The 15,131-nt window shown below is 36.4% G+C and carries 22 protein-coding genes; 13 read left to right on the top strand and 9 right to left on the bottom strand.

Annotated elements, in window-relative coordinates; genetic code table 11:
- Positions 1-25: 25 nt before the first annotated feature.
- From J2R98_RS07860 to J2R98_RS07850, 3 genes are all read right to left on the bottom strand, one after another.
- Positions 26-964, bottom strand: coding sequence for a beta-ketoacyl-ACP synthase III (locus tag J2R98_RS07860; RefSeq protein ID WP_307067758.1), 939 nt, complete (start codon positions 962-964; stop codon positions 26-28).
- A 112-nt stretch (positions 965-1,076) separates the two neighbouring features.
- Positions 1,077-2,021 (bottom strand): BMP family ABC transporter substrate-binding protein, encoded by a 945-nt coding sequence (locus J2R98_RS07855; protein WP_307067754.1) that lies wholly within the window; start codon positions 2,019-2,021, stop codon positions 1,077-1,079.
- Positions 2,022-2,095: 74 nt separating this feature from the next.
- Positions 2,096-2,383, bottom strand: a complete 288-nt coding sequence (locus J2R98_RS07850) for a hypothetical protein (protein WP_307067753.1) — start codon at positions 2,381-2,383, stop codon at positions 2,096-2,098.
- A gap of 110 nt (positions 2,384-2,493) precedes the next feature.
- On the opposite strand from J2R98_RS07850, the gene J2R98_RS07845 reads away from it, so the two are divergent.
- Positions 2,494-2,673, top strand: coding sequence for a YjzD family protein (locus J2R98_RS07845; RefSeq protein WP_307067750.1), 180 nt, complete (start codon positions 2,494-2,496; stop codon positions 2,671-2,673).
- A 47-nt stretch (positions 2,674-2,720) separates the two neighbouring features.
- On the opposite strand, the gene J2R98_RS07840 is transcribed toward J2R98_RS07845, so the two are convergent.
- Positions 2,721-3,038, bottom strand: coding sequence for a hypothetical protein (locus J2R98_RS07840; RefSeq protein WP_146815783.1), 318 nt, complete (start codon positions 3,036-3,038; stop codon positions 2,721-2,723).
- An 87-nt stretch (positions 3,039-3,125) separates the two neighbouring features.
- Between J2R98_RS07840 and J2R98_RS07835 the strand changes: the two genes are divergently transcribed.
- Positions 3,126-3,938 carry an undecaprenyl-diphosphate phosphatase gene (locus tag J2R98_RS07835; RefSeq protein WP_307067748.1) on the top strand — a complete coding sequence of 271 codons (813 nt, stop codon included), beginning with the start codon at positions 3,126-3,128 and terminating at the stop codon, positions 3,936-3,938.
- Positions 3,939-3,991: 53 nt separating this feature from the next.
- On the opposite strand, the gene J2R98_RS07830 is transcribed toward J2R98_RS07835, so the two are convergent.
- Positions 3,992-4,303: a metal-sulfur cluster assembly factor gene (locus tag J2R98_RS07830; protein ID WP_307067746.1), complete on the bottom strand. Its 312-nt coding sequence runs from the start codon at positions 4,301-4,303 to the stop codon at positions 3,992-3,994.
- Positions 4,304-4,377: 74 nt separating this feature from the next.
- On the bottom strand, positions 4,378-5,136 hold the full coding sequence (locus J2R98_RS07825) for an alpha/beta fold hydrolase (RefSeq protein ID WP_307067744.1): 759 nt from the start codon (positions 5,134-5,136) through the stop codon (positions 4,378-4,380).
- Positions 5,137-5,288: 152 nt separating this feature from the next.
- On the opposite strand from J2R98_RS07825, the gene J2R98_RS07820 reads away from it, so the two are divergent.
- The 8 genes from J2R98_RS07820 (at position 5,289) to dat (ending at position 11,260) form a co-directional block, all read left to right on the top strand.
- Positions 5,289-6,125: a Cof-type HAD-IIB family hydrolase gene (locus J2R98_RS07820; RefSeq protein WP_307067742.1), complete on the top strand. Its 837-nt coding sequence runs from the start codon at positions 5,289-5,291 to the stop codon at positions 6,123-6,125.
- A 227-nt stretch (positions 6,126-6,352) separates the two neighbouring features.
- Entirely contained in the window at positions 6,353-6,481 is a 129-nt protein-coding gene (locus J2R98_RS07815) for a hypothetical protein (protein WP_307067740.1), read from the top strand.
- The gene (locus J2R98_RS07810; protein WP_146815794.1) at positions 6,481-6,684 is read left to right on the top strand and encodes a DUF3813 family protein; all 204 of its coding nucleotides are present in this window, start codon (positions 6,481-6,483) and stop codon (positions 6,682-6,684) included. The genes J2R98_RS07815 and J2R98_RS07810 overlap by 1 nt, the downstream gene beginning before the upstream one ends.
- A gap of 161 nt (positions 6,685-6,845) precedes the next feature.
- Positions 6,846-7,736: a phosphate/phosphite/phosphonate ABC transporter substrate-binding protein gene (locus J2R98_RS07805; RefSeq protein WP_307067737.1), complete on the top strand. Its 891-nt coding sequence runs from the start codon at positions 6,846-6,848 to the stop codon at positions 7,734-7,736.
- A 141-nt stretch (positions 7,737-7,877) separates the two neighbouring features.
- Positions 7,878-8,669 carry a phosphonate ABC transporter ATP-binding protein gene (gene phnC / locus J2R98_RS07800; RefSeq protein WP_307067736.1) on the top strand — a complete coding sequence of 264 codons (792 nt, stop codon included), beginning with the start codon at positions 7,878-7,880 and terminating at the stop codon, positions 8,667-8,669.
- A complete protein-coding gene (gene phnE / locus J2R98_RS07795; protein WP_307067734.1) occupies positions 8,650-9,471 on the top strand; it encodes a phosphonate ABC transporter, permease protein PhnE in 822 nt (273 codons plus the stop codon). Before phnC ends, phnE (J2R98_RS07795) begins: the two co-directional genes overlap by 20 nt.
- Positions 9,471-10,268, top strand: coding sequence for a phosphonate ABC transporter, permease protein PhnE (gene phnE / locus J2R98_RS07790; RefSeq protein ID WP_307067732.1), 798 nt, complete (start codon positions 9,471-9,473; stop codon positions 10,266-10,268). Before phnE (J2R98_RS07795) ends, phnE (J2R98_RS07790) begins: the two co-directional genes overlap by 1 nt.
- Positions 10,269-10,405: 137 nt before the next feature.
- Complete coding sequence (gene dat, locus J2R98_RS07785) at positions 10,406-11,260, top strand: D-amino-acid transaminase (RefSeq protein ID WP_307067730.1); 855 nt, start codon at positions 10,406-10,408, stop codon at positions 11,258-11,260.
- Here the strand turns inward: dat and J2R98_RS07780 are convergent.
- Positions 11,257-11,718 carry a hypothetical protein gene (locus J2R98_RS07780; RefSeq protein WP_307067728.1) on the bottom strand — a complete coding sequence of 154 codons (462 nt, stop codon included), beginning with the start codon at positions 11,716-11,718 and terminating at the stop codon, positions 11,257-11,259. The two genes, dat and J2R98_RS07780, sit on opposite strands and share 4 nt — an antisense overlap.
- Before the next feature lie 113 nt (positions 11,719-11,831).
- Between J2R98_RS07780 and J2R98_RS07775 the strand changes: the two genes are divergently transcribed.
- Complete coding sequence (locus tag J2R98_RS07775; protein WP_017185446.1) at positions 11,832-12,095, top strand: NifU N-terminal domain-containing protein; 264 nt, start codon at positions 11,832-11,834, stop codon at positions 12,093-12,095.
- A 152-nt stretch (positions 12,096-12,247) separates the two neighbouring features.
- Here J2R98_RS07775 and J2R98_RS07770 read toward each other — a convergent pair whose 3' ends face one another.
- Together J2R98_RS07770 and J2R98_RS07765 are read right to left on the bottom strand one after the other, a co-directional pair.
- Positions 12,248-12,802, bottom strand: a complete 555-nt coding sequence (locus tag J2R98_RS07770; protein ID WP_307067725.1) for a BsuPI-related putative proteinase inhibitor — start codon at positions 12,800-12,802, stop codon at positions 12,248-12,250.
- Between the two features lie 56 nt (positions 12,803-12,858).
- The gene (locus J2R98_RS07765; protein WP_307067723.1) at positions 12,859-13,716 is read right to left on the bottom strand and encodes a YitT family protein; all 858 of its coding nucleotides are present in this window, start codon (positions 13,714-13,716) and stop codon (positions 12,859-12,861) included.
- A gap of 90 nt (positions 13,717-13,806) precedes the next feature.
- On the opposite strand from J2R98_RS07765, the gene J2R98_RS07760 reads away from it, so the two are divergent.
- Both J2R98_RS07760 and J2R98_RS07755 read left to right on the top strand, forming a co-directional pair.
- The gene (locus tag J2R98_RS07760; protein WP_307067721.1) at positions 13,807-14,664 is read left to right on the top strand and encodes a DegV family protein; all 858 of its coding nucleotides are present in this window, start codon (positions 13,807-13,809) and stop codon (positions 14,662-14,664) included.
- Between the two features lie 141 nt (positions 14,665-14,805).
- Entirely contained in the window at positions 14,806-15,024 is a 219-nt protein-coding gene (locus tag J2R98_RS07755) for a hypothetical protein (RefSeq protein ID WP_307067720.1), read from the top strand.
- Positions 15,025-15,131 lie beyond the last annotated feature (107 nt).

Raw genomic sequence — 15,131 nt, 5'->3', positions numbered from 1 at the left:
TTAACCTCCTAAAGTCCTCATACTTTTATTTACCCCATTTTAAAGCAACCGCACCCCAAGTTAGACCGCCACCAAAGCCGACTAACACAACGACATCGTCCTCTTTTATGCTACCTGCTTTAACATCTTCTGACAATGCGATTGGGATTGATGCCGCTGACGTATTGCCATATCGATCAACCGATTTTGACATTTTCTCTAGCGGTATTTCTAACTTTTCTCTCGCTGCTTCCATAATGCGAATATTCGCTTGGTGTGGAACCAAATAGTCAACATCATCTTTCGTTAAACCTGCTTTATGAACAACATTAAGTGATGATTCACCCATTTGACGAACAGCAAATTTGAATACTTCGCGACCATTCATATAAATATGATCTTCATCTGTCTGATGCAAGTAAGGAATCCCTGTTCCGTCTGCTCCTAACTCATGTGACAAAATTCCTTTTCCTTCAGACACATTAGATACAACAGCGGCTCCAGCACCATCACCAAACAATACTGCTGTATTACGATCAGACCAATTTGTGATTTTAGATAGTTTTTCCACTCCAATCACTAAAATATTCTCGTGAACTCCAGCTTCAATGAACTGCTTAGCTGTAACAATGCCATAAATAAACCCGGAACACGCAGCACTAATATCCATTGCTGCAATTTGTCTTGCACCTAGACGTTCTTGTAATTGACTTGCTACAGAAGGGAATCCCATATCAGAAGTTACTGTAGCTACTAAAATCATATCAAGTTCTTCTGCTTTTAAATTAGCCTCATTTAACGCTTCACGCGCTGCTTCGTATGCCATATCAGATGTATTCATATCATCAGAGGCAATTCTTCTTTCCTCAATGCCAGTTCTTGTACGAATCCATTCATCCGATGTATCAACAATCTTCTCTAAATCATGATTTGTGACAACTTTTTCTGGTACATAATGTCCAGTACCAATTAAACCTGCTTTCATTCTGTCATCTCCTAACGATTAACTTATATAATCATATATTATGACCTGGTTCTAATTTTACCAAAAAATAAATCCATTTAAAAGATAACTTTCTTCTAAATGGCAAAAAATATTATTGTGGTAATCTTCCAGTGTCTATATACTGTTCAATCATCTCATCAATATGAGCCGCTAAATGTATTGGAACGTCGTCACCATATTCCCCTAAGTAGATATACTCTTGGTCAAACGAAATATTCATAATCCCAGAAGGAAGCGTTCCTTCGTTATACATTTGAGCAATTTCCGAATACAAACCTTCAACCTCTTGGACGGTGCTAGTTATAACTGTCTCAGGTGCCACATCATATTGATCATGAATATAACCGATTGCATATATGCCATGTTGTTCAGCTGCACGAATAACTGGTACATTAAACCCATCACCAGCTGGATAAATGACATCAATACCTTGATCCAACAATTGATCAAACATCATCATCGCTCGTTGTTGATCATGCCAACTATTGACAGAATTAATAATCGTATTAATCGAGGAATCGACTGCTTGGATTCCTTCATAAAATCCTTGCACTTCATCTTGATGATGGTAGGCTGCAATGACACCAATTTGATTCGTTTCAGTCATTTCTGCTGCCAACATTCCTGAGAAAAAACCCATATGATAGCCATCAAAATTAACACTCGTAATATTACGATCAAAGATTTGACCATTAAAATAAATGAATTGAATATCAGGATGATACTCGTTCATCTGTTCAAACATTCGACCAAAATTCTCTCCATGTCCAAACACTAAATTTACACCTTGACTAGCAAAGTCTTGAACAGCCTCTTCCGCTTCTCGATGAGTATCGATATTCTCTCGCAATAAGGCACTGACATTTTGCTCTTCTTTTATATTTAAACTACCTAAGTATGCACCACGTCCCCACGTTTCATCGTGAATTGTACCTTCTAATAAAAGCCCAACATTATTAAGTTGTCCACTATTAAAGTAACCACAACTCGATAAAATCATTGGTGTGATCATGATTAAAAACAGCCACTTATACAACCTTGGACACCCCGATACGTATAATTCATCTTTTATTAACTATTGTGGTGGCAATTCATTAAAATAGCAAGAAATTAAATGTCTGAATTTTTATTTTCATTGGTCGATAACTTAAAAATTTGCTTAGCATTTACATTAAAATCTTCTCCGATTAAAAACGCTTGGTCGAAAGGCTCTCTCTGTTCAACCTCTTCTCCTTCAACAAAATTGAAGTTGGAATTACGTCCTACCATCGCAAAATAAAACATTTCATCATCGGTCTCAAGTGATCCAGTACCTACCACTTCAACACCACTATTTAAATAATAATTTACGAGCTGGTACCCAAATTGATCAAAACAAGGGTATACAAAAACTCTCATAAAAACTCTCCTTAAATGTTTGACACATTCGCCAAAATTTTTATATTTATTTTTCTTTAGAGCTTTGATAAACTATAGTATGGAATGTATAGATAAATGAGGTGAACAATATGCGTTTAATTTGGACAGCTATTTGGAGCTTTTTACTTAGTGCAATGATTGTATATGTAATCAGTAGCATGGCTGGATATTCATTTGATCTTACAGGTACTGTTGCAATCGCAGTTACATTCACTTTAGTTGCGGTAATTTTAAGTGAAGTCGTACTTAAAGACAAGCCGAACGAATAGCAAACGAGGTTGACTTCCTATTAGGGTAAGTCAACCTCTTTTTTCACCTACCAAGGCAGTAAACTTAATGCTGCAACAAAAGTTAAAGGAATAATTAAACGACTAAGGCCATATTCATATGGTGGATAGCCATAGTACGGGCCATATCCACCACCGTAATAACCTCCATAAGGACCATAGCCGCCATAAGCACGAACAGGTAGATGAGGAATTTGTTGTGACGGTACAACTAAATGGACATGCTCATCATCCACTTCAATGACATAACCTTCAATTTGATCGCCTGTTGTCGTTTCAACTAAAACATGTTGTTTAAGGTGGTTTTGACACAAATCAAGTTTGTGTTCTTTAGAATGATGTACCAATGTAACCTCCCCTTTCTAAGTACAATGTATTCAAAAAGCCCAGTACATGTGCATAGTTTCGGAGGTTTAAGGAGGATTCCATTTATAATGAATGAGTTAGTTGAAGTGTTAAGGTATTTATTTTTAGGGTTATTCCAAGGTTTCACTGAACCGATCCCCGTTTCCTCAAGTGGTCATTTAGTGATTTTGCGAGAACTTTTAGACATGAACGACCCGGGCATCACGTTTGAAGCTTTTATTAACTTCGGATCACTTATTGCTGTCATTATTATTTACCGAGAAGACATTTGGCAGCTTATGATTAACGGCAGCCGTTACTTAATAAAGCGAGAGCAAAATACACAGCAAGATTTTTATTACCTATTCTTATTGTTTATGGCTACGATTCCAGCTGGAGTTATAGGAGTTTTGTTCAACGATACAATTGGCGGAATTTCTGAACATGTGAAAATCGTTGGAGTCACTTTGATTTTAACAGCTATTGCATTGTGGATTATTCGAAATTTGAAAGGGTATAAAGGGGATGCCGAAATTACATTAACAGATGCTGTAATCGTCGGTTTTGCCCAATCACTCGCATTAATTCCTGGAATTAGTAGGTCTGGTGCAACGATTGTGGCTGCTATGTTAGTCGGCTTTAACAGACGTAGTGCTTTAAAGTTTTCTTTCCTTATGTATATACCAGTCAGTATAGGAACGATGGTTTTTGCTGTTAGTGACGTTTTAAGTACTCCAGAATTATCTAACCAGTTCGTTTTATATCTAATTGCACTAGGGGCAACAATAATCGCATCATACTTTGCGTTATTACTATTTATTAACATTATGACAGCTGGCAAATTGAAATACTTCGCTTATTATTGTATGGCAATAGGGGCATTAGTTGTTATTTTCTTATAATAAATAAAAAGACCGACTGTGTTTAAAAATCACAGTCGGTCTTTTTATTAGTTTTAGTCTGGAATACCAAGTGCAATTTTCGCATAACGAGACATACGATCTTTCGTCCATGGTGGATTCCATACGATATTAACTTCTACATCATCAACTTCAGGTATATCTGAAAGTGCATTTTTAACATCTGATTCAATTGTTGCCGCAAGTGGACAACCCATCGCCGTTAATGTCATTGTTACTGTCGCTATACCTTCATCATCTAAATCGATATTATAAACAAGCCCTAAGTTTACAATATCAATCCCTAGCTCAGGGTCAATAACATTTTCAACAGCACCCCACAGATTCTCTTCTAATGCCTGATCCATGCATAGTCCTCCTTCAAACGTTCTTACTTTATTATAAACATGATTGTACTTAATTTTAAAGTAAAATAAACGAATTATAAATAAGTTTTTATCCAATTTGTCAATTCAATCATACCTTCACGACTCACTTTATGGTCACGACCTTTTTCGCTAATGAATTTCACGTTTTCACCGTTTCGCTCCAGCTGTTCATAAAAATCAACAGCATGGTCAAAAGGTACAACACGATCTTCTTCTCCGTGCCATATTAAAATTGGACGTCCATTAATGACTTCTATTTGTTGAGATAAGTCGATTTTACTTAGTTCATCTATTTGTGCTGTAATTTCCTCACCAGTGTATGGTAACTCAATCCCTTGTTGCTCAATTCCTTTTAGTAAATAATGAGCCATATACTGAAGCTTAGCTGATCCCATCATAAGACCTGTTACTTTTACTTGTTCAAACTGCGTTAGAGCAGCTGCTGTTGTAATTCCACCCATACTTGTTCCAGCAACTCCTAATCGTCCAGCTTCTAACAAGCCACTTTGTGTTAACCAGTTCATTAATTTATGCATATCAACTAGGTTGTGCTGTACAATCTTCCAAAAAGCAAACTGAATGTCATCATCAGTTATATCTCCTCTTCTTTCACCATGATGAAGAGCTTCAGGAAGAATGACACGATAACCTTGATTAGCTAATAAATAAGCAATTGGCAAGTTTTGCTCCTTCGCACTTGTGAACCCATGAAAATAGATAACAACTGGTAGTGGTGCTGCTTGTGTATCTTGTTCATGTATCATTAATATTGGAATATCATCAACAAGTTGACGATCTATTACAATCCCCATTAAACGTCCTCCCTTTTCACTTTATTACTATAATAAATCATATATTTATGCTTAACAAATGTTAGTCTTTTGCAAAAGAAAGTACCATGACATTTTAAGAAAAATATGTTATTATAATTTAATTAGATATAAAAGGGTAATGAGGTGAAACCATGAAACAACAGCATTTAATTGCGTTAGATTTAGATGGTACTTTACTAAATAATCATAAAGTGATTTCAGAAAGAACTTTACAAACTATTGAAGCAGCGAAAAAAGAGGGGCACATTGTAGCTATTGCAACAGGACGTCCTTATCGAGTAAGTAAACAGTTTTATCATCAAATGGGATTAGATACGCCAATCGTTAATATGAATGGTGCATTAATTCACCACCCAAAACAAGCCAATTGGGATCATATGCATTCACCACTCCCGAAAGAAGTGGCACATGATATTGTTGAAACTTGTTATAATGTTGGTGTCCAAAATATATTAGCTGAAATTATGGACGAAGTGTATATAGAATTTGACAATAGCCATGACATTACACACTTTTTCCAAGCTGGACTTGAACAACCAGCTAGATTCGGGAAAATTAAAGAGAACTTAGCACAAGATCCTTCATCAGTCTTAATCCATCCATTTGATGATCGTGTCGACGAAATTCGCCAAACTTTAACGGATCGTCACGCAACGATCGTTGATCACCGTAAATGGGGAGCACCTTTTCACGTTATTGAAGTGATTCGTTCCAACATGCATAAAGCTGTAGGCGTACAAAAAATCGCTCAAGAATATGGTATTTCAAAAGATCGTATTATTGCTTTTGGTGATGAAGATAATGATTTTGAAATGATTGACTATGCCGGTGTCGGTGTTGCTATGGGCAACGGTATTGACGAGCTAAAATCAATGGCTAATGAAATTACAACAACTAACCACGATGATGGTGTTGCACAATTTTTAGAAGAATATTTAAGTTTACCTAAAAATATCCTAACAAAATAAGTTCAAACTATTTCGACCGCTAACTTAGCGGTCTTTTTTATTTGCAAATCATTTCAAACGTAAATATAACCAATTATATTTTGCTCTAATCGACACACACTATTCTTGAACGCGATCATTCGTGTTCAACTAACGCTGATTTCATCACTCGTTGAACTTAGGATCCTAAAGCTAAGACGAGGCCGTAATGTAGCCTTATACTTCATTTCCATTAAAGGAGGAGCTTCATGCGCCAGAAGAAGCAGCAACAACGAAATACGAAGGTAAATCCTCAATCGAAAACAGGTCGTCGTGCATTTTCAGATCAAGATCGTAAACGTAGAGAACAGAACATGTACAACCGAGGAGGATTTTAATGGAAAATAAGTTTTTAAACCAAGCGAAGCAAGCAATGCAAAACCTTTCTGGAAGAGATAGACAGCCAAACGGACAAGCCCAAGCAGACGAACAAGAAGTTAAAGCAATCCAGCAATGTATTCAATCAGCATACGAATCATGTTCACCCGAAGAAGAACAGGAATTACAACAATTAGAGAACCAATTGAACGAATATAAGTAAAATTAACACCCTCAAAAAGTGACACAATTCGACTTGTGTCACTTTTTTTGTTAAGAATTCGTAAATTTACAACATAATTTTAAAATTATGTTGTACTAATGTCATAGATTATTTATAATTAAGTTGTTTTAAACATTCAATTATTCAAGGGGGAGACAATTATGAAAAAGTTTTTAGCGTTTGCAACTGTAGCACTTATTATGTTGCTTGCTGCATGTGGTCAAGACAACTCTGATCCAGACGAATTAGTTATGGGGTTTGTTCCATCTCAAGATTCTGACACAATTGTAGAAACAGTAGAACCATTAGCTGAAGAACTATCTAATGTTCTAGGTCGCGATGTGGATGCTCGTACAATGACTAACTATAACGCATTAGTTGAAGGAATGGGCTCGGGTCAAGTACACATCGGATTTATTCCAGCATTCGGTTATGTTATGGCGAATGAAGACTATGATGTAGAAGTAATCTTAAAGTCTGTTAGACACGGAAGTGAAACTTATCAAGCTCAATACCTAGTACGCCAAGACTCTGGTATTGAAACTCTTGCAGATTTAGAGGGTAAATCTTGGGCTTACGCTGATGCTGCTTCAACTTCAGGGTTCCTATTCCCAGCTTCTCAATTAATGGACATGTTCGATATCGAAACACAAGCTGATTTAACAAGTAACTGGTTTGGTGAAGCAAATGCAGTTGGTGCACATGATACTGCCGCTTTAGAAGTTTACGAAGGTGATGCCGATGTTGCAACAACATTTGATGACGTTCGAGACCAACTAGAAGAAGATTACCCAGATATCTTTGATGTTACAACAGTTATCGATTACACAGACGACATTCCAAATGACACAATTTCTGTTATTCATGAACTAAATGATGATTTAGCTGACGAGATTCGTGAAGCGTTCTTATCCTTCAACGATAACGAAGATATGATCGAGATTATGAATGAAGTTTATAACTGGGATGCAATTGCAGAAGCTGAGCATTCTGATTATGAAGTCGTAGCTGATACTTACAATCGCTTCAAAGATGAAATTTCACTAGACTAATTAACTACTCTTAATTTGAATATTTCTTTTAAGAAAGGGGAGGAGAAATCCTCCCTTTTAGATTACAAGCTATTTTTCCAAATAATCAAATTAATAGATGATTTTTCCTACAAACAATTAAAAAGGCATGAGGTGAAGAGTGTGATAGAGTTCAAAGATTTGTCATTAGTTTATCCAAACGGACATCAAGGATTAAAAGACGTTAATGTCAAAATTAACGACGGGGAATTTGTCGTTATTGTCGGTTTATCAGGTGCCGGCAAGTCAACTTTTATTCGAAGCATTAACCGTTTAGTGACACCAACTGAAGGTGAACTAAAAGTCGATGACGACAACATTCTCGATTACAAGAGTCGCGGATTAAGAGACTTACGTACAAAAGTCGGTATGATTTTTCAGAGTTATAACCTTGTTAAACGTAATAATGTATTCAAAAATGTTCTAGCTGGCCGTTTAGGCCACACAGGAACTTTTCGTTCTGTCTTCAACCTTTTCAGTCAAGATGATAAAGCATTAGCCTATGAAAGCTTACAACGTGTTAATATTGACGATAAAATTTATAGTCGTGCTGACCAATTGAGTGGTGGACAACAACAACGTGTTAGTATCGCGCGTGTACTGACACAAAAACCTAAGTACATTTTAGCCGATGAACCTGTCGCATCGCTTGACCCACCTACATCTCATCAGGTGATGACTTATTTACGCAAAATTAATAAAGAAGATGGTATCACAACCATTGTAAACCTACACTTTATTGATATGGCAATGGAATATGCTGATCGTATTATTGGTATGAGATCTGGAGAAGTAGTGTTTGATGGTCCTGTATCTGAAGTAACAGAAGAAACATTTGAAGAAATCTATGGTCGTTCAATCCGTGAAGATGATTTACGCGGAGGTGCAGAAGAAGATGGCGAACAAAATGAATAAACCGACCATGAATGAGGATAAGTATGCACCACTTCTCTCACCATGGCGCGTTAAGGCAAAAATTTCTTTAATCTTTTTTGTAATTTTATTTTTCCTAATTTATAGTTCAGAACAAACAGGTGTTAATTTTGCAGATTTAATTTGGGGCCTATCAAATATGGGACAAATTTTTGATAAACTATTCCCGTTAAATTTTGATGTATTAGGTCCAGCGTTTGATCGACTATTTGAAACGTTGCATATGGCTATTATTGCCTCAACATTTTCAACGTTAATTGTTATTCCAGTGAGTTTATTAGCAGCTCATAACATTACGTCCAATTGGCTCGTATATAATACGACACGTTTAACAATGAACGTATTACGTACAATTCCTGATGTTGTATTAGCTGTTATTTTCGTTGGTATTTTCGGTACAGGTGTATTCGGTGGTATCGTGGCTTTATTTATTTTCTCGTTAGGTATTTTAGCTAAGTTAATAAGTGAGACGATTGAATCTATCGATATGCAACCCGTTGAAGCAATGAGAGCATCAGGTGCAAATACTATTCAAGCGATTGCTTATGGTGTAGCACCGCAAATCATGCCTCAGTTCACATCATTTTCACTATATGTATTTGAAATTAACGTTCGTGCGTCAGTTGTAATCGGCCTAGTTGGTGCTGGTGGTATCGGTCAGTTACTGATGAATCAGTTCAGCTTCAACAACTACGGCGCCGTAATGACGATTATTATAGTAATTTTCGCTGTTGTAATACTTATTGAATACATCAGTGGTAAGATAAGGGAGGCGATTTTATAATGAGCCAGCAATTACCTCCAAAAAAACCTAGAACACCCAAGCAAATTGCACGTAATATCGCCATAGCGTTAGCTGTACTTGCTTTATACATTTGGACCTTCGTATCAATTAACATTGATTGGGGAAGAGTCTTAGATCGTTTCACATCAAACTATGACGTAGTACTCCCACAGCTTTTTAGTCCTAACTGGGCACGAGCTGGAGAAGTGGTTGAAATGATGATCGAAACCATCTTCATTGCTTATGCTGGTTCACTAGCTGCAGCAATCCTTGCAGTACCTTTAGGTTTTTTAGCGGCGATTAACATGACTAACAATCGCTTTCTTACTACTTTTGGTAAGTGGATCCTAAGTGGTGTACGTGCATTCCCAGAAATTATATTGGCGATATTATTCGTCGTTGCGGTGGGACCTACACCTTTCGCTGGTATTTTGGCGATCGCTATTGGTTCTACTGGTATGTTAGGTAAGCTTTACGCAGAAGTGTTAGAATCGATTGATATGAACGTCGTCGAAGCAATGCAAGCAAACGGTGCAAACAAAATTCAAATTATGTTCCACGGGATTATTCCACAGGTTATTCCTGAGTTTTTATCTTATGCGATTTACCGTTTTGAAATCGACGTTCGTGCATCAACCATCTTAGGTTACGTTGGTGCTGGTGGTATCGGTACGATGATCTTCTTCGCTTACAGTAACCGTAACTGGAACGATATGGGAATGATTTTACTTGTCATTATCATTGTCGTTACCATTATTGACTATGCAAGTACTTACATTCGTAAAAAGATTGTATAAATCTAATGATCATTTGGTTAAAACCAAATGATCATTTTTTGATTGAAAATATTTAAGACTATTGCTATATTTACATATCAGTATTTATCGACTAACATAATGAATAACATTTAAAGCACTGATAGGAGATGAGACATATGATCGTACTAAAAAATAACGATTTTATTGAACGTAATGAAGCGACAATTGATATGGAAGACCGTGGACATCAATTTGGTGACGGAGTTTACGAAGTTGTCCGTGTATATGATGGTGAGGCCTTTTTATTACAAGACCATTTAGACCGACTGCAATATAGCTTAAATGAAGTAGAAATTAATTATGACGTTAACCAACAAGGTTTAAGCCAATTACTTCAACAATTAATTGAAAAGAATAAAATCAACGACGGAGGCATTTACTTACAAATCACACGTGGTGTAGCACCTCGTAATCACCCATATCCAGAAGATACTCAGCCTGTCTTATTTGCTTACCCTTTACAGTTATCTCGACCACTAAAAGCACAAGCACAAGGGATCACAACGATTTTACAAAAAGATTTTCGCTGGTTACGTTGTGACATTAAAAGTTTGAACCTATTAGGTAATGTCATGACTAAACAAAAAGCAAGTAACGCCAATGCTGGTGAAGCAATCTTTTACCGTGATGAAAACCACGTAACAGAAGGTTCTTCAACAAATGTATTTATTGTTAAAGATGATAAGCTTTATACACACCCAGCAGACAACCTTATCTTAAATGGCATTACACGTCGATATATTTTCCATTTAGCAAACCAACTGAACATACCTTATGAGGAAAAAGTATTTAGCTTAACAGATTTAAAAGAAGCTGACGAAGTGTTTATTACATCAACCTCAGCTGAAGTAACGCCTGTCGTTGAAATCGAAGGACAAAAAATAGCTAATGGACAACCAGGGCCCATTAGCAAAAAACTATTAGATGCTTTTTTCGAATATAAGAATGTTGGTCAACTAACAAATGTTTAAGTTGATTGTTTTCTCGTCTTTTTAAACAGCCATTCTGTAATGTAATACAAGTTAAAAAAGAATATAACATGGGCGATAAACCAGTCAAAAATAGCGACGATATCTGTTACAGCAGGTGTCGTCGTTTTTGCTAGTATCGTAAGTGGGAAGTATGTTAAAAAGGCAATAAATGATAACAATGCTGCTATTTCCATACGACGCTCCCACAATTTGTTGCTTTTCGTTATGAGGTATAAATAGATGCAAACGATCAATGTAGCCACTAGTACATGTAAGGCGTATTCAAAAGCAAGATACAAATTTTCTGGAACAGACTCACCTGGAGTATAAATAAAATCAATATTTAATAATAACGTAAATAATTGCTTACCTGTAAATGCTTCAATCACATACAAGTATAAGCTGATTGCTGTTGAAGCAATTAAACCGACAACGACAGCTATGTATAAATAACGCATCAGGTCCTCTCCTCCTCTCCATTATTAATGATACCATTTTCTAATTGACTTTTCTTTTGTACCGACTTAATTCGTGCTAAGATATAAGAGAGAAATTCAGGGAGGGATTCACGATGGCTGTAATTGCAGAACCAACACCAAATCCAAATGCGATGAAGTTCACAGTAGACAGTGTCATTTTTGAAGGTGATGACAGCATCTCTGTCATGCAAGGTGAGACAAGCGAACACAACATCTTAAATGACTTAATGGAATTAGACGGTGTCGATAACGTATTCGGTTACTACAACTTCATTACTGTTAATAAAACTTTTGATGCTCAATGGGAAGAATTATCACCTAAAGTGGAGAAAGTAATCGAAGGCTACGGTTATTAATAAAAGTTCCAGCTATTGGCTGGAACTTTTATTTTTTAAATCATAATTAAGCGATTTTTTTGATTTTCCGGCGAAAATTTAATTATTCCGGCGAAATTCTAAATAATTCGGCGAACTGTATCAATATTCCGGCGTTCGCTGAATTATTTCACTTACGGCACTTCAAACGTTACTTCTTTTTTAAATGGATGATCTTGAATTTCTTCTCCATTCACTTCATATGGCAGTAGTTCAACACTTGCTTGATATTCTCCTGAATCAACTCTTGCTCCATCTTTCGTATAGTCCCAAGAATCTTGGAATTCCATTTCATCTCCTGGAGACAATTCACTCGTTTCAATCGCTTGGGTAAACATCATCCCTTCTGAGAAACGATATACCTCTTCACCGTTAGGGTCTGTTACAACAACCTCAAATTTTTGACCAGACGAAAATGATAACGTTAAATCTTCGTCCCCATCATGCGTCAACTTCATATTAAACTTAACACTGTCTTCACCAGGTTGAACATCGACATCAAACGTTAGTTGATCCAACAAAGCATCCACTCCTGTTAATTCTTCTTCATTATTTTCTTCTTCATCATTTGGCTGTTCTCCTGCATTATTTTTACCTTCATCAGACTTCGTATCTTGTCCACCAGTTCCACAGCCAATTAAAGCTATACTTAATAACAAGACCATCAAGTAAAAAACGATTCTTTTCATACAAACACCTCACGCACTTATTTTGTACTCTATTAGACGTATGCGAAAATTTAACGTTACACTTTTTCGTCTTCTTTTCTAAAGAAGCCAAATATACCAGTCGTTTGAACAATATTAGTAAAGGAATTAGGGTCAGCTTCTTTGACGAGATTTTCTAAATCATATAGCTCATAACGTGTCACAACAATGACAAGCATTTCACGGTCTTCATCAGTAAAAGCACCTTTAGCCGGCACACGTGTAATACCTCTAACCATATTTGAATGAATCGCTTTTGTTACTTCTTGTCCTTTAGCCGTTACGATCATCGCTGTCAACTTACTGTGACGAGTATGAATCGCATCGATCACACGTGTTGTAACGTATAGCGTAACTAATGTATATAAAGCTTTTTCAGCATCATACACAAACCCAGCAGCAATGATGATCGCACCGTTTAATGTTAAGAAATAAACACCGATTGGACGGTCTTTTAAACGTGATAAAACCATCGCAATAATGTCCATCCCCCCTGTTGACGCACCCCACTTCAGAGTCATACCTACACCAATTCCACCAAACAAACCACCGAAAACTGCATTTAATAGGATATCATCATTCGCAATAACCCTTATTGGAATCGTTTCAAGGAATAACGTCATAAATAATACCGAAATGATACTATAAATCGTGAACCCTTTTCCGACTTTGAGCCAACCTAATATGATAACCGGAATGTTAAGTAAGAATAATAGAATACCTGTACTAATATCTATATTAAAAAAATCTTGAGATATACTTGCAGATATTTGGGCAACTCCTGTAAAGCCACTAGCAAATACATTAGCGTGCTCTAAGAAGAAGTTAAGTGAAATCGCATTAAAAAATGCACCGATAATAACGATTACAAACCGTTTTGCTTCAAATATAAACATAATAGCCTCCTGTCTAACATTGACGTATGCAATTTGTCCTATTAAACTAAAGTATAATAGTGATTGAAAGAAATATCTAGGAGGAAATCCATGAGCGTAAAATTAATTGTTGATTCAGGTTCAGATTTACCTAAAGACATTTTAGAACAACACGACATTGACATCGTCTCGTTAATTGTCCATTTAGATGGACAAGATTATTATGATCGCGACACCATTGACTCACAGAAAGTATATGACGCTATGCGTAAGGGTTCTGCACCTAAAACAGCACAAGCAACACCCGATACGTTTTATGACGTATTCAAACAGTATACCGATGAAGGTAGACCTGTCGTTTATCTAGCATTTTCATCAGAATTATCTGGAACTTATCAAAGTGCAATGATTGCTAAACAACAAATTGAAGATGACAATGAAAATGCAGAAATTTACATCATTGATACACGTGCTGCATCAATGGGACACGGCCTAGTAGCCTATCATACTGCAGAAGCAATCGCAAATGGCGGAAGCGTTCAGGACATCTTAGACACAGCAAACTTTTATGTGAATCATATGGTTCATATTTTCACCGTAGATGACTTAGAATACTTACAGCGAGGTGGACGAGTTAGTAAAGCACAAGCCTTTGTTGGTGGTATGTTAAAGATCAAACCTCTTCTCCATGTTGAAGATGGTAAACTAGTACCTCTAGAGAAAGTGAGAGGTTCTAAAAAAGTAATCGGCCGTATGGTTGATTTAGCTGGTGAACGCGGTAGCTCATTAGACCAACAGACAATTGCAATTACGCACGGTGATGATGAAGAAACTGCCCAAAAACTAGCAGAAAAACTTAAAGAGGCTTATAGTCCACAAGACATCATCATTCACCAAGTTGGCTCAGCCATAGGTGCTCATTCTGGTCCAGGTACAATCGCACTGTTCTTTTTAGATGATATCCAGTAATAACTCTATACTTTAAATATACCCAGATGATTGAAGTGTTAACCCATCATTTGGGTATTATTTATTCTCTTCATAATATTCTTTCTATAAAATATATATAGTATAATCAGTTTAATAGATTATCTTAAGGAGGAGGTTATTATGGACTCAGTTAATTGGTTTGACTTTATTACTCCAACAAGTTTCTCATCAGCAGTCATCATTGGAATTATAATTGTTCTTATTCTTATGTTTATTGTTTGGATCCAGGTTAAAAAGATTAAGTTTATCATCTCTTTATTTATAACTGGTACAATCACGGTTATCGTCTTAGCCCTCTTATTAGACTGGTTAGGATATTACGACTGGATGAGCTTATAAACAAAAATAAAGAGGCTGAGACAGAACTAATTGTTAACAAACAAAACCCGAACGAAATCTCATTTTGAACTCGTTCGGGTTTATCTATTATCCGCTTCATCAAAATG

The sequence above is a fragment of the Alkalibacillus filiformis genome, from assembly GCF_030814115.1.
Classification (GTDB): domain Bacteria; phylum Bacillota; class Bacilli; order Bacillales; family Alkalibacillaceae; genus Alkalibacillus; species Alkalibacillus filiformis.
Note: the sequence above shows the minus strand (reverse complement) of the source record. Positions and strands in the feature narration are given on the sequence as shown.